Source organism: Rhodococcus wratislaviensis, from assembly GCF_900455735.1.
Classification (GTDB): Bacteria; Actinomycetota; Actinomycetes; order Mycobacteriales; family Mycobacteriaceae; genus Rhodococcus_F; species Rhodococcus_F wratislaviensis.
In genome coordinates this window covers 87,031-100,122 of sequence record NZ_UAUI01000026.1, presented here as the reverse complement: position 1 = coordinate 100,122, position 13,092 = coordinate 87,031, and the positions used below count along the sequence as shown (strand labels likewise).

The 13,092-nt window shown below is 67.2% G+C and carries 13 protein-coding genes; 8 read left to right on the top strand and 5 right to left on the bottom strand.

Annotated elements, in window-relative coordinates:
* The first annotated feature begins 2 nt into the window (after window positions 1-2).
* From DTA22_RS30960 to DTA22_RS30950, 3 genes are read left to right on the top strand one after another with little or no spacing between them, the layout of a single operon-like run.
* Complete coding sequence (locus tag DTA22_RS30960; RefSeq protein ID WP_112301987.1) at window positions 3-1,013, top strand: bifunctional MaoC family dehydratase N-terminal/OB-fold nucleic acid binding domain-containing protein; 1,011 nt, start codon at window positions 3-5, stop codon at window positions 1,011-1,013.
* Window positions 1,010-1,432 carry a MaoC family dehydratase gene (locus DTA22_RS30955; protein WP_112301986.1) on the top strand — a complete coding sequence of 141 codons (423 nt, stop codon included), beginning with the start codon at window positions 1,010-1,012 and terminating at the stop codon, window positions 1,430-1,432. The genes DTA22_RS30960 and DTA22_RS30955 overlap by 4 nt, the downstream gene beginning before the upstream one ends.
* Window positions 1,429-2,598 carry a lipid-transfer protein gene (locus DTA22_RS30950; protein ID WP_112301985.1) on the top strand — a complete coding sequence of 390 codons (1,170 nt, stop codon included), beginning with the start codon at window positions 1,429-1,431 and terminating at the stop codon, window positions 2,596-2,598. The genes DTA22_RS30955 and DTA22_RS30950 overlap by 4 nt, the downstream gene beginning before the upstream one ends.
* Here the strand turns inward: DTA22_RS30950 and DTA22_RS30945 are convergent.
* Complete coding sequence (locus DTA22_RS30945) at window positions 2,570-3,679, bottom strand: flavin-containing monooxygenase (RefSeq protein ID WP_112301984.1); 1,110 nt, start codon at window positions 3,677-3,679, stop codon at window positions 2,570-2,572. The genes DTA22_RS30950 and DTA22_RS30945 overlap by 29 nt on opposite strands.
* A gap of 109 nt (window positions 3,680-3,788) precedes the next feature.
* A complete protein-coding gene (locus tag DTA22_RS30940; protein ID WP_112301983.1) occupies window positions 3,789-5,429 on the bottom strand; it encodes a helix-turn-helix transcriptional regulator in 1,641 nt (546 codons plus the stop codon).
* A 148-nt stretch (window positions 5,430-5,577) separates the two neighbouring features.
* Here DTA22_RS30940 and DTA22_RS30935 point away from each other — a divergent pair, with 148 nt between their 5' ends.
* Both DTA22_RS30935 and DTA22_RS30930 read left to right on the top strand, forming a co-directional pair.
* A complete protein-coding gene (locus tag DTA22_RS30935; protein ID WP_112301982.1) occupies window positions 5,578-6,534 on the top strand; it encodes an ATP-binding cassette domain-containing protein in 957 nt (318 codons plus the stop codon).
* Window positions 6,531-7,349, top strand: coding sequence for an ABC transporter permease (locus DTA22_RS30930; protein WP_112301981.1), 819 nt, complete (start codon window positions 6,531-6,533; stop codon window positions 7,347-7,349). The genes DTA22_RS30935 and DTA22_RS30930 overlap by 4 nt, the downstream gene beginning before the upstream one ends.
* A 65-nt stretch (window positions 7,350-7,414) precedes the next feature.
* On the opposite strand, the gene DTA22_RS30925 is transcribed toward DTA22_RS30930, so the two are convergent.
* Together DTA22_RS30925 and DTA22_RS30920 are read right to left on the bottom strand one after the other, a co-directional pair.
* Window positions 7,415-7,996 carry a nucleotidyltransferase family protein gene (locus DTA22_RS30925; protein ID WP_112301980.1) on the bottom strand — a complete coding sequence of 194 codons (582 nt, stop codon included), beginning with the start codon at window positions 7,994-7,996 and terminating at the stop codon, window positions 7,415-7,417.
* 35 nt (window positions 7,997-8,031) lie between these two features.
* Window positions 8,032-9,024, bottom strand: a complete 993-nt coding sequence (locus DTA22_RS30920; protein WP_112301979.1) for an isopenicillin N synthase family dioxygenase — start codon at window positions 9,022-9,024, stop codon at window positions 8,032-8,034.
* 254 nt (window positions 9,025-9,278) lie between these two features.
* Here DTA22_RS30920 and DTA22_RS30910 point away from each other — a divergent pair, with 254 nt between their 5' ends.
* Window positions 9,279-10,223 carry an alpha/beta fold hydrolase gene (locus DTA22_RS30910; protein WP_112301978.1) on the top strand — a complete coding sequence of 315 codons (945 nt, stop codon included), beginning with the start codon at window positions 9,279-9,281 and terminating at the stop codon, window positions 10,221-10,223.
* Here DTA22_RS30910 and DTA22_RS30905 read toward each other — a convergent pair.
* Window positions 10,220-11,119 carry a LysR family transcriptional regulator gene (locus DTA22_RS30905; protein ID WP_037242148.1) on the bottom strand — a complete coding sequence of 300 codons (900 nt, stop codon included), beginning with the start codon at window positions 11,117-11,119 and terminating at the stop codon, window positions 10,220-10,222. The genes DTA22_RS30910 and DTA22_RS30905 overlap by 4 nt on opposite strands.
* A gap of 164 nt (window positions 11,120-11,283) precedes the next feature.
* Here DTA22_RS30905 and DTA22_RS30900 point away from each other — a divergent pair, with 164 nt between their 5' ends.
* Together DTA22_RS30900 and DTA22_RS30895 are read left to right on the top strand one after the other, a co-directional pair.
* A complete protein-coding gene (locus DTA22_RS30900) occupies window positions 11,284-12,588 on the top strand; it encodes an NAD(P)/FAD-dependent oxidoreductase (RefSeq protein ID WP_112301977.1) in 1,305 nt (434 codons plus the stop codon).
* Window positions 12,589-12,597: 9 nt separating this feature from the next.
* Complete coding sequence (locus tag DTA22_RS30895) at window positions 12,598-13,062, top strand: NUDIX domain-containing protein (RefSeq protein ID WP_112301976.1); 465 nt, start codon at window positions 12,598-12,600, stop codon at window positions 13,060-13,062.
* Window positions 13,063-13,092 lie beyond the last annotated feature (30 nt).

Sequence of the window (13,092 nt, the reverse complement as noted above, 5' to 3'; positions counted from 1 at the left end):
AAATGAGTTCCGAACAGATTCTCGCTGCCGCGGAAGAGGTCCGGTCGGCGGGCCCGAGCGCCCCTCGCCCCGGGCGTGACCCGATCAACCTGCCGATGATCCGCAACTGGGTGGAGGCGATCGGCGACCGGAATCCGATCTACGTCGACGAGGCGGCGGCGCGGGCAGCGGGACACGACGGCATCGTCGCCCCGCCCGCGATGGCACAGGTGTGGACGATGCAGGGGCTGAACGCCGTTCGGCAACCCGACGACCCGCTCGGGCGCATGACGACCATCCTCGACGAGGCCGGATTCACGTCCGTCGTCGCCACCAACTGCGATCAGATCTACCACCGCTACCTGAAGGTCGGCGAGGAGGTCACCATCACCACGACCCTCGAGGACCTGGTGGGCCCGAAGAAGACGGGCCTCGGTGAGGGATGGTTCTTCACCACCCGCAGCCTGTGGCGGGTCGCGAACGGCGACGGCACCGACGAGGTCGTCGCCGAGATGCTGTTCCGCATCCTGAAGTTCGCGCCCAAACCCGCCGAACCGAAGTCGCAGTCGGCGAACGGTCGGGGCGCGAGCTACGACGACCTCGACCCCACCAAGTTGATGCGGCCCAGCGCCTCACAGGACACCCAGTTTTTCTGGGACGGCGTGGCCGCGCACGAACTGCGGATCCAGCAGCGTGAGGACGGTGCACTGCAGCACCCGCCGGTGCCCGCACTGTGGAAGGACAAGGCGGAGACGACGGACTACGTCGTCGCGTCGGGCCGCGGGACGGTGTTCAGTTACGTCGTCCACCACGCGCCGAAGGTCCCGGGACGCTCGCTGCCGTTCGTGGTGGCGCTGGTCGAACTGGAGGAAGGCGTCCGCATGCTCGGTGAGCTGCGCGGTGTCGACCCCGCCGAGGTGACGGTCGGGATGCCGGTGGAGGCGATCTACCTCGACTTCCCGGGCGACGAAGAGACGGGTGGCACACCGTGGACCCTGTACGCGTGGAACCGCGGAGCGAAGGAGCAGTCATGACGTCCACTCTCGATGTCGCGGTGGGAACGACGCTTCCGGAATTGACCGTCACCGGCGACCCGACATTCGTGGTCTCGGCCGCACTCGCGACACGCGACTTCCAGGACGTCCACCACGACCGCGACCTGGCGCAGCAACGCGGGTCGAAGGACATCTTCGTCAACATCCTCACCGACACCGGTCTGGTGCAGCGGTTCGTCACCGACTGGGCGGGACCGAACGCGGTGATCACGTCGATCGCGTTGCGCCTCGGGGTTCCGTGGTACGCCTACGACACCCTCACGCTGAGCGGCACGGTGGCGTCGGTGGTCGACGGCGTCGTCACGCTCGACGTCGTCGGGAAGAACGGTCTCGGCGACCACATCACGTCGAAGGTGACCCTCGTCCTGGACGGACGCACGAACGGAGCGGGTGCATGAGCGGGCTGTCGGGCAAGGCTGTCATCGCCGGTATCGGTGCCACCGACTTCTCGAAGAACTCGGGCCGCAGCGAATTACGGCTGGCGGCGGAGGCGGTCACGGCGGCGCTCGACGACGCCGGGCTGACCCCCGCGGACGTCGACGGCCTGACGTCCTTCACGATGGACACCAACACCGAAGCGGCCGTGGCCCGTTCCGTCGGCATTCCGGACCTGAAGTTCTTCAGCCGCATCCACTACGGCGGAGGTGCGGCGTGCGCGACGGTGCAGCAGGCGGCGATGGCCGTGGCCACCGGTGTCGCCGACGTGGTGGTGGCGTACCGGGCGTTCAACGAGCGGTCGGGAATGCGGTTCGGGCAGGTGAACTCCGGTCTGGTGCAGCAGGTGAACTCGTCGGGTACCGACAACGCGTTCTCCTACCCGCACGGCCTGTCGACACCGGCGGCGTTCGTCGCGGTGGTCGCACAGCGGTACATGCACGAGTACGGCGCTACGAGTGAGGATTTCGGACGGGTCGCGGTCACCGACCGCAAGCATGCCGCCACCAATCCGAACGCCTTCTTCTACGGCAAACCGATCACCCTCGAAGACCACCAGAACTCCCGGTTCATCGCCGAACCCCTGCACCTGCTCGACTGCTGCCAGGAGTCCGACGGCGGCATCGCGATCGTGGTCACGTCACCGGAGCGGGCGAAGGATCTGAAGCAGAAACCGGCCGTGATCGCCGCGGCGGCTCAGGGGAGCGGCAGCGACCAGTACATCATGACCAGCTACTACCGTCCGGAGCTCGCGGGACTGCCCGAGATGGAGCTGGTCGGCAGGCAGCTGTGGGATCAGGCCGGGCTCGGACCGCAGGACATGGATCTGGCCGTCCTCTACGACCACTTCACACCATACGTATTGATGCAGCTCGAAGAGCTCGGCTTCTGCGGCCGCGGCGAGGCCAAGGACTTCATCGCCGACGGCGCCATCGACCTCGACGGCAGTCTGCCGCTCAACACCCACGGAGGCCAGCTCGGCGAGGCCTACATCCACGGGATGAACGGCATCGCCGAGGGCGTGCGTCAGATCCGCGGCACGTCCGTGAACCAGGTCTCCGGTGTGCAGAACGTCCTCGTCACCGCCGGGACCGGTGTGCCTACGTCAGGGTTGGTGCTGACGGCCTGAGGTCGGCCCGAGTCTGTCTGCGCGCAATGTGTTTCGCGACGTATTGGGCATCCCTGCCTACCCCGCCGGTGAGCATCGACGCGAATGCCTGCAGGAACGGCAGCCCCACGAAATACAGTCCCGGATGGCCCGGCGAGACTCCGCGGGACTGCTCGGGCCACCCGTCGGATCCGGTGACCGGGATCTGGATCCACGACGTGTCCTTGCGGAACCCGGTGCACCAGATGACGTTGCGGACGTCGAGTGCGGTGCCGTCGTCGAGGACCGGTCTGCCGTCGCGGACGTCGGTGACCTTCGCGGGGAAGTGCTCCACCCCGGCGGCGGCCAGGTCGGCTCGCTTGACCCGCAGGAGTGGTCCGCCACCCGAGCGGACGTGGGTGCGCATCTTCCGGCCGACGGGTGTGCGTTCCGTCAGAACGTGATTGGCCATGAACCACATGATCGGGATCGCGATGTGGGCGAGGCGCCCCTCGAGGTCGAACGGCACCTCCCCGCGGACGGGCCCGCAGATCGTGGTGCGATGCGAATGGGAGACTTCCAGCGCGATGTCCGCGCCGGAGTGGCTGCACCCGACCACCAGCACCGGCCCGTCCTGCAGCTGGGACGGATTGCGGTAGTCGCTCGAATGCAGTTGCCGGATCCGGGGGTCGAGGCGCTCGGCGAGATCCGGGAGGACCGGGGACTGCCACGTTCCGGACGCGACGACGACGTTGTCGGCCTCGAATCGGTCCGTCCCGGCCGTGACGACGTACCGGTCGCCGACACGGGACAGGCCGTCGACGGTGGTGCCGGTCCGGATCGGTAGCGCGAATCGCTCCGCGTAGGCCTCGAAGTAGTCGGCGACCTCGTCCTTCCCGGGCCAGGACCAACCCCGGGCGGGAATTCCCCAGCCGGGCAGACCGTCGTACCGGGCGGGACTGTAGAGCCGGAGCGAGTCGAACCGCTCCCGCCACACGTCTCCGACGCGGTCGTGGGCGTCGAGGATCACGAAGCGCTGCCCGCATCGTGTGAGGTGGTATCCGGTGGCGAGGCCGGCCTGTCCGGCGCCGATCACGATCGTGTCGAAGCGTTCTGTGGACATCGTCTGCCTTCTTCCCTCGGGTGATCGGTGGTCATGCTCAACGCTATGACCGGGCCGAACTCGGCGCGTCGGGAGAAAGGCGCAGATACGTACGACCGTATGGGTACTTTCATGCAGACGGCCCGACGAGGCGATGCTCGTAGGCATAGGCCGTGGCCGCCGACCGCGACGAGATCCCCAGCTTGACGAAGATGTTGCTCAGGTGCCGCGCGACCGTCTTCTCGCTGAGGAACAGTTCCGTCGCCACCGCGCGGTTGCTCTTGCCTGCGGCCACGAGGCGCAGCACGCACACTTCTCGCGGGGTGAGTGGGGTGCTGACCGTCGGGTCGGGGCGGAACTCTGCCCGCAGTCGCTCGAGGTCCGGGACCGCACCCAGTTGCCGGTAGGTGGCGGACGCGAGGTCGTGCTCCATCTGCGCGGTGTCGTCGTCCCCCAGGTCGCGGCACACCAGCGCGACCATCTCCCGGACCCGCGCGCACTCGTAGGGCGCGCCGATGTCCTGCCAGCGCCGCCACGCGTCGCGCAGAACGGTCAGTGCGTCACTGCCCCGGCCCTCGGCGTGCAGCACCGATCCCGACGCCTGCGCGGACAGTGCGGACAGGTAAGGGATCGCGAATCGTGTTGCGGTCGAGTCGAGTTCGTCGACGGCTGTTCGGGCTGCCGGGACGTCGCCGGCGGCGAGCAGGATGTCCACGCAGGCCGGCAGCAGCCGGGCGCGCTCCACGGCGCCGGTGGACGCGTCCACCGCACAGCGGATCGACGCGGCCGCGCTGCCGACCCGTCCCTGCGCCATCCGCAGCAGCGCGAGGCCGGGCTGCGGGCGCCTGCCCCAGCGGTTCGCCTCCAGGAACAACTTCTCGGCCTGGGCGACCTCGCCGCGCAGGCGGTGGAGGTCGGCCATCACGTAGGCGGCGGACCCCGCCGCGGCATGCGAGGAAAGTCGCTCATGCGCCCGCCGCGCCGAGTCCATCGCCGTGGGCCACTCGCCCTGCAGTTGCAGGATCTCGGCGCGGTGGACGAGGCACTGACCGCGGTAGGGGACGAGGTCGGGTTGCGAAGAGCACCACTCCTCCAGCGCCACAGTCCATTCCCTGGATCGCCGGAGATCGCAGATGTTCTGGCACTGCTCGATCACGGCGCAGTAGACGATCCCCGCCACCACCGGGGACACCTCGTCGGACGTCACCCCGACCATCGCCTCGTCGAATGCGGACACCGCCTCGGCAACGTCACCCAGGAGGACGAGCGAATGGCCGGTGCCCAGCACACCGAGCGTCGTCAGATCCGGGTCGGCGAACCGGGTGCCCGTCTCCATCACCGTGCGGAAGATGTCCCGGGCGGCGGTGCCGTCACCGTCGTCGATCCGTTGCAGTCCCTGCGGCACCAGCAGATAGCCGCGCTCGGCGCAGTCCGTGCCCGCGGTGTCCAGTAGCCGCTGGGCCTTGCCCAGCCAGCCGCCGCCGCGCGCCTGCTCGCCCCGCATGATCAGGACGAACGCGAGCCAGAACGCGCACCGAGCGGAGCGCACCGGTCGACCCGCGCGGGTCCACTCGTGCACCGCCCGTTCCCACCATTCGGTGCTGGCGTCGTCGTCGCCGAGCAAGTATGCGGCGGTGGCGACCAGTTCGAGGTCGTCACCGGACAGCGGGGTCTGCCGGTCGGCGTCCGACAGTCGTGCGTAGGTGCCGCGCCAGTCCCGTCGTTCGTAGGCCGCACGGCCCGTCCTGAGTTCCGACGCTGCGTCGGACATCACTGTCTCCTGCCGAAGATCTGGCCGCTGACCTGCTCGGATTCAGACTACCGCCGCACCGGGCCTGCCGGGAACGTCGAATATTCCCTGCAACCTGTCGGTGCCTCGAGTCACACTGGGTCGACACGCCAACGGATGGGAACTTCTGATGGTCGATGCGATAACGGCAGAGGGTCTGGTCAAGAGGTACGGCAAGGTCACGGCACTGGACGGAGTCGACCTCGCGGTCCCGTCGGGAACGGTGATGGCGCTGCTCGGCCCGAACGGCGCAGGCAAGACGACGGCGGTGCGGGTCTTCACCACGCTTCTCGTTCCGGATGCCGGCCGGGCGCAGGTGGCCGGTCTCGACGTCGTCCACGATGCTCGGGTGCTCCGATCGCGGATCGGCGCGTCGGGGCAGTACGCGGCGGTCGACGAGTACCTCACCGGTTTCGAGAACCTCGAGATGGTCGGGCGGCTCTACCACCTCGGGGGCAAACGCAGTAAGGCGCGCGCCCGTGAACTGCTCGAACAGTTCGACCTGGTCGAAGCGGGAGATCGCCCCGTCAAGGGCTATTCGGGTGGCATGCGCCGGCGTCTCGACCTCGCGGGTGCGCTCGTGGCCGAGCCGGAAGTGTTGTTCCTCGACGAACCGACCACCGGGCTCGACCCCCGCGCCCGGCTGGCTCTCTGGGACGTCATCGACAATCTGGTCGCGAGGGGCACCACGCTTCTCCTGACCACCCAGTACATGGAAGAGGCCGAGCGCCTCGCCGACCAGATCGCGGTGATCGACCACGGTTCGGTCATCGCCCGCGGAACCGCCGACGAACTGAAGGACCGCGTGGGCGGTGAGCGCATCGAACTGAGCGTCCGGGAGGGCATCGAGCTGTCCGTCGTGCGCGACGAACTGGCCCCACTCGCCGCAGGCGACATCCTGGTCGAAGAGAACGTCCGCCGGGTGACGGTGCCGGTGACCGGCGGCGCGGACGCCCTCGTCGAGGCGCTGGGCCGACTTTCGAATCGAGGAGTGAAGGTGTTCGACGTCGGTCTGCGCAGGCCGACTCTGGACGACGTCTTCCTCACCCTGACCGGACACGAAGCCGAAGAGGAGCACGTCTCATGAGCGCACCACAGACGGCGTCCGTGCACACCGCGCTCGCGGACGGGCTCACGATCGCCAAGCGCAACATGATCAAGATCAAGCGCGTCCCCGACCTCATCGTGTTCACCACGTTGTCGCCGATCATGTTCGTGCTGCTGTTCGCGTACGTGTTCGGCAGCGCCATCCAGGTTCCGGGAATGTCCTACCGGGAGTTCCTGATCGCCGGGATCTTCACGCAGACAGTCATCTTCGGGGCCACGTGGACGGGCCTCGGGATGGTCGAGGATCTGCAGAAGGGGATCATCGACCGGTTCCGGTCGCTGCCGATGGCCCCGTCCGCCGTCCTCCTCGGCCGCACCTCCACCGACGTCCTGATCAACATCGTCAGCCTCGTCGTGATGTCGCTGACGGGTCTGATCATCGGGTGGCGCATCCACTCGAGCCTGGGCGAAGCGGTGCTCGGCTACCTGCTCCTGCTGTTGTTCGCCTACGCGCTGTCGTGGGTGATGGCGGTTGTCGGTTTGTGGATCCGGACACCGGAGGTGTTCAACAACGCCAGCTTCATCGTCATCTTCCCGCTCTCGTTCATCGCGAACACGTTCGTCGAGACCACCAACCTGCCCGGTCCGCTAAAGGTGATCGCGGAATGGAATCCGGTCTCCGCGGTGACGCAGGCCGTGCGGGAACTGTTCGGAAACACCAACCCGGCCATGACCGTTCCCGACGCGTGGCCGTTGCAGCACCCGATCATCGCCTCACTGGCATGGTCGGCGGTCCTGCTGGTGATCTTCGTGCCGTTCGCGATCCGGCGGTACAAGAAGGCCGTCAGCCGCTGATGGTGGCCGGACCAACGGGACGCCCGTTGCGTCAGATCGAACGAGCGTCCCGTTCGTCCACATGGCTAGCGGAGTTCGCGCGGCGAATCGACGTCGCGGCCCGACCCCAGGTCGGAGCAGTCGACGGACTCGGCACCGTGTGCCCCGAGGTAATTCTTTGCGCCGGAGTCCCCGGTGAGGCTGCGCCGCAACGGGAGCCAGTGGTCCCGGCCGATCAGCACGGGGTGGCCCGGACGTCCGCCGTAGTGAGCCTGACGGAGCGCCGACCGGGCGTCGCCGGGCGGCACCGACGCCACCCGCCGGATTGCGTCGGCACCGAGGTCGGGGAGATCGACGAGGGTGATGACGACGGCATCGACGTCGTCGAACGTTGCCGCTACTTCCAGCCCCCGGCGCAGGGAGGCCGACAGTCCCGATTGCCAGTCCTCCGCGATCCCGACGGTGACGGGGACGTCGCCGGGCAGTAGGTCCTCGGCCTCTTCGGCGCGGGCACCGAGCACCACGACGGTGGTCTCGCATCCGGCCTCCGACAGCACTCGCACTCCGCGCGCGAGCCACGGCTGCCCGTCCGCGCCGACGACGAGTGCCTTGGGCAGGCCCATGCGCGAACCGGCCCCGGCGGCGAGCAGCACGCCCCCGATCGTCATCGTGGTCTCACCGGTCCGCGCAGCATGCGTTCAACTTACTTTTCCTTCGCGAAGTTCGCGTTGACGCGCTGGTAGAGGTAGTCCTCGGCCGTGATGTCGGGGTACTTGCCCGCCGGTCCGGAGATGACGACGTCGCGGTTGGCCTGGGCGAAGAACGCGAGGCTGTAGCGGGCGCCGTGGTCGCCGTCCGGTCCGGGGTTCTTGACCCGGTGGAAGTTGGACGGCAACCGGTCGTCGCTCCACCGCATGAGCATGTCGCCGATATTGCAGGTGACCGCGTCCTCGGACGGCTCGATGGGCGTCCACTCCTGGGTGTCCATCTCCTTGCCCGGCAGCACCTGCAAACCGCCCTGGCCCTCCTGCTGGAACAGCAGGGTGAGGCAGTCGAAGTCGGTGTGGGCTCCGGCGCGCCACAGGCCGAGGTCGCCGCGAAGGTGCTCCGGGATGGCGAAGTAGTGCAGCATCCGCAGGGTGCTCTGGTAGCTGTCGACCGCCGGGTCGTGGGCCTCGGCGAAGAAGTTGTGCTCGAACCCGAGTTTGTCGGCGAAGCAGGACAGTAGTCGCATCGCCACGTCCCAGCACTGCGCCTCGAATCCGAGCATCGTGTCGCGGAAACCCGCGAGTTCCTCCTCGGTGGGCCACAGGTCGCCCATGTGCGGCCGGGTGATCTGGTACGACTCCTTCTCGTCCGGGACGCCGATGGACGGGCGCACCTGGGTTTTGCTCTCCCACCCGGAGTTGAAGCCCTTCTTCAGCGGGTACTGCGCCTTCACGGCCGAATCGAGGCCGAAGAACTGCTCGGACATCGCGAACGCCCTGCGCACATCGGCGAGGTCGATGCCGTGGTTGTAGACCTGGAAGAAGCCGACGTCGACCGCCGCGTTCCACAGCTGTTCGGTGATGTCGGAGCGTCGAGCTTCGAAGTCCGAGAGGTCGATTCGGCGGATCTCGCGGTCGGTGGTCTCCGTCCCGAGCCCACCCATACGGGATTCCTTGGCGAGTTCGTTCAGCGTGTGGCTGCCGGCCATCTTGTCTCTCCGTCCTTGATTACATGCAATCTGGCGTGTTTGAACCACTATTGCGTGCAAACGTGACGAGAGGGGTCTCGGATGTGACGTGAGCGTTAAATGTATAACCCATCGATAAGGCTAGGATCAGGAGAAGTGACCGCTCGGTGATCCCGCGATAATTACATGCAATCAATGGTTCTCGCCCACGCCGCGAGGTGCGCCGTACACTGGCCGGTGGCCTCGACACGCCAACAGTCGGAACGGACGGACACATGGTGGATCCGAACAGAGTCGGCGAACCCGCCGGGCAAGAGTTCGCGCAGCAGTGGGGCGGCTCCGGCAGCGTCGTCGACATCGACGGTCCTGTCCACTGGGTCGAATACGGTGACGACACCGGATCTCTTCCCGTGGTCATGGTTCACGGTCTCGGCGGCTCGCATCTCAACTGGGTCCGGATCGCACCGGTCCTCGCGGAGCGCACCCGGGTGCTGACCGTGGATCTCCCCGGATTCGGGCTCAGTCCGTCCGGCCGCCGCCGAACCGGAGTCGGCGCCAATGCGAAGGTGCTGCATCGCTTCCTGAAGGACGTCGTCGGCGGTCCGGTGATCCTGATGGGCAATTCGATGGGCGGCATGATCTCGCTGTTCGAGGCGGCGGCGCACCCCGAGACGGTCTCGGCCCTCGTCCTTGTCGATCCCGCACTGCCTGTCGCGCAACGGATCCCGGACCCGCGGATCGCGGCGCAGTTCGCGATGTACTTCACGCCGTTCGTGGGGGAGCGGTTCCTGCAGTACTCGAGCAGGAAGTTGACGGACCGGCAGTTGGTCGAGCGGATGATCGACCTGTGCTTCGCCGAGCCGAGCCGGGCGTCGGAAGATTCCCTCGATGCGGCAGCGGCTCTCGCGGGATACCGGCGCGGGCTGCCGTCCGAGGATGCGGCGTTCCTTCAGGCCAGCAGGTCGCTGATGCGGGTCCTGGCTCGCCCACGCCGCTACCTCGACACCATGCGATCGATCGCACAACCTGTTCTCCTGCTTCACGGCGACCGCGACCGGCTGGTTCCGGTCGCGGCGGCCCGCAAGGTGGCGACCGCAAACCCGCGGTGGGACAGCGTCATTCTCGGGAACGTGGGGCACACCCCGCAGCTCGAGGTTCCGGGCACGATGCTCGACCACGTGCTCACGTGGGTCGACCGGCACGGACTGATCGACGCCTAAGCCTCGGTCGATTGGCCGGATCCGGCGATCGACTGCGCGAGCGCGCGGAACAGGTGTGTGAGTTCGGGTCTCGTCGCCGTTCCGCTCCGGACCACCCCGCACACCGGGATGCGCAGTCGGTCGTGCGCCTCGCGCAGAAAGCTCAGTCCCCGTCGGGGAGTCGCGTCGGCGGTGTCGGCGTACAGCACGGTCCACGACCGCGGGGTCGTGAGCACGTCGAGGGTGGCCGTGTGGTCGCTGGGGATCGACGGTCCGAGCATGACTCGCTGCCCGACCTGCCGGAACGCGTCCTCGACCACGTTGTGGATCAGGATCTGACTGCTGCGTGGCGGTAGCAGCAGGGGGTACGGCGCCAGTTCGCTCAGGTCGACTGTCGAGACCCCCGCCAGTGGGTGTTTGCTCGACGTGACGATCACCAGGTCCTCGAGCCCGAATTCCACGGTTTCGAGCCCCGGCCGGTCGACGCCGCCGCGGATGAGCGCGAGATCGGCGTCCCCGGACGCGACGGCGGTCATCCGGTCGGTGAAGTCCTTGATGACGAATTCGATGTCCAGTTGCGGGAAGTCTTCGCGGACAAGCGATATCGCCTCGAGACTCTGCGTCGCGAAGCTCATGCTCGCGCTGATGCGGAGCCGGTTGCGGGGATCGAGTCCCACCGACAGCGCGCGGGCCTCGAGGCCCATCATCTCGGCCGCGATGGGCATCAGGCGTTCGCCGGCCGCGGTCAGCCGGGTGGCGCGAGTCGACCGTTCCAGCAGGGTGGTGCCCAACTCGTGCTCGAGTTTGGCGATCTGATGACTGATCGCCGACTGGGAGATGAAGCAGCGTTGCGCGGCGCGCGAGAAACTGCCCTCCTCACCGACCGCGAGGAAGTAGCGAAGCTGTCGGAACTCCATGACCTGAGGTTACGTCTTTCTGGCGGATTTATGAGCAATCGAGATAACACAATTTCGATTTCCCCAGCTTACTGGCGATTAACAACGGACGATCCCTAATGTGGAGCTCATACGCGGCGCTAAGTAGACGCCTGAAGCAGGACTGAAGCAGTAGGAGGTTTTCGGTGGATCGCACACAGGTCGTCATCGTGGGATCGGGATTCGGCGCCCTCGCGGCGGCGAAGAAGCTCGGCAAGGCCGGCACACCGTTCGTGCTGATTTCCGAGACCACCGAGCACCTCTTCCAGCCCCTCCTGTACCAGGTCGCCACCGGTGTCATCTCGCCCGGCGAGATCGCCCCGTCCATCCGCGCGATCCTCGCCAAGTACCCCAGCGGCGACGTCCGGCTCGGCCGCGTCGTCGACGTCGACCCGGACAAGAAAGTGGTCGTCTACGAGGCAGGCGGTGTGAGTCACACGATCGGCTACGACAGCCTGATCGCCGCGACGGGCGCCCGGCAGGCCTACTTCGGTCGCGACGAGTTCGCCGAGGTCACGTACGCGCTCAAGACCGTCGCCGACGCCGACCGGCTGCGCAGGCAGATCGTCCGCTGCTTCGAGGAGGCGCACAACACCTCCGATCCGGAACGTCGCCGCGACCTGCTGCACTTCATCGTGATCGGTGCCGGTCCGACCGGTGTCGAACTGGCAGGTCAGATCAAGGAACTGGCGGGCCGCTACTTCGAGAAGTCGCTCCGCGACATCACGTCCGAAGACGTCACCGTCACCCTCGTCGAGGGTGCGGGGGAGACGTTGCCGGTGTTCGGCGGCAAGCTCAGCAAGTACACCCAGGACTCGCTGGAGAAGGCGGGTGTCGAGGTGGTGCTGGGCACGATGGTCACCGACATCGACGAACACGGCGCCACCCTGTCGTCGCCGAGCACCGGCTTCGAGAAGCGCCTCACCGCGGACACGATCATCTGGTCGGCAGGCATCCAGGCCAACGACTTCGCCGCGGTGCTCGCGGAACGGACCGGCTGCGAGACCGGCCGCGGCGGCCGTCTGCTGGTCGACGAGGACCTCACGGTGGGCCGCTACGACGACGTCTACGCGATCGGCGACATGGCGTCGCTGAACAACCTGCCCGCCCAGTCGCCGTTCGCGATGCAGGGTGGACGCCACGTCGCGGCCATCATCACCGGGAAACGTGCCCTCGGAACTCCGTTCACGTACCGCGACAAGGGCAGCATGGCGATCATCAACCGGTTCCGTGCGATCACCCGCGTCGGCAAGGTCGAGCTGACCGGTGTGCTCGCCTGGTTCCTGTGGCTGGCCGTGCACCTCGTCTACCTGGTCGGATTCCGCAACCGGTACGTCGCGGTGATGTCGTGGTGCGGTTCGTTCCTCGGACACCGGCGCCCGCACTTCCACTACGCCCAGGAAATCGAACCTGCCGAGCTGCGCGACCAGCGGGAGGACGCCGCAGCCTAACCTGGGTCCATGACCGTCACCAGCGCTGGAGTACTCCTGTATCGCACAGACGATGCGGGGGTGCTCCAGTTGTGGATCGTGCACATGGGCGGCCCGTTCTGGGCACGTAAGGACGAGGCCGCGTGGTCGATCCCCAAGGGCGAATACGTCGAGGGCGAGGACCCTTACGCGGCCGCGTTGCGCGAGTTCGAGGAAGAGATCGGCGCGCCGCCACCGGCGGCGGAGTACGAATTGCTCGGCGAATTCCGGCAGCCCTCACGCAAGGTGATCACCGTCTATGCGGCCGAGGTGAGCGACGACGTCGCCTTCGTCGAGAGCAACACGTTCGAGCTGGAGTGGCCGCCACGGTCGGGGAAGGTTCAGCAGTTCCCCGAGGTCGACGACGCCCGCTGGTTTCCGGCGGACGTCGCCGAGACGAAACTGGTCAAGGGGCAGCGTCCGATGGTCGACGCATTGCGGCTTCGCCGCCCGTGAGTACTTATTAACGTCCCGCGGTTAATAAGT

Coding starts and splice junctions, on each gene's coding strand:
- DTA22_RS30950 (WP_112301985.1), top strand. CDS start 1,429: ATGAGCGGGCTGTCGGGCAAGGCTGTCATCGCCGGTATCGGTGCCACC.
- DTA22_RS30945 (WP_112301984.1), bottom strand. CDS start 3,679: ATGTCCACAGAACGCTTCGACACGATCGTGATCGGCGCCGGACAGGCC.
- DTA22_RS30960 (WP_112301987.1), top strand. CDS start 3: ATGAGTTCCGAACAGATTCTCGCTGCCGCGGAAGAGGTCCGGTCGGCG.
- DTA22_RS30935 (WP_112301982.1), top strand. CDS start 5,578: ATGGTCGATGCGATAACGGCAGAGGGTCTGGTCAAGAGGTACGGCAAG.
- DTA22_RS30910 (WP_112301978.1), top strand. CDS start 9,279: ATGGTGGATCCGAACAGAGTCGGCGAACCCGCCGGGCAAGAGTTCGCG.
- DTA22_RS30905 (WP_037242148.1), bottom strand. CDS start 11,119: ATGGAGTTCCGACAGCTTCGCTACTTCCTCGCGGTCGGTGAGGAGGGC.
- DTA22_RS30940 (WP_112301983.1), bottom strand. CDS start 5,429: ATGTCCGACGCAGCGTCGGAACTCAGGACGGGCCGTGCGGCCTACGAA.
- DTA22_RS30925 (WP_112301980.1), bottom strand. CDS start 7,996: ATGACGATCGGGGGCGTGCTGCTCGCCGCCGGGGCCGGTTCGCGCATG.
- DTA22_RS30955 (WP_112301986.1), top strand. CDS start 1,010: ATGACGTCCACTCTCGATGTCGCGGTGGGAACGACGCTTCCGGAATTG.
- DTA22_RS30895 (WP_112301976.1), top strand. CDS start 12,598: ATGACCGTCACCAGCGCTGGAGTACTCCTGTATCGCACAGACGATGCG.
- DTA22_RS30930 (WP_112301981.1), top strand. CDS start 6,531: ATGAGCGCACCACAGACGGCGTCCGTGCACACCGCGCTCGCGGACGGG.
- DTA22_RS30920 (WP_112301979.1), bottom strand. CDS start 9,024: ATGGCCGGCAGCCACACGCTGAACGAACTCGCCAAGGAATCCCGTATG.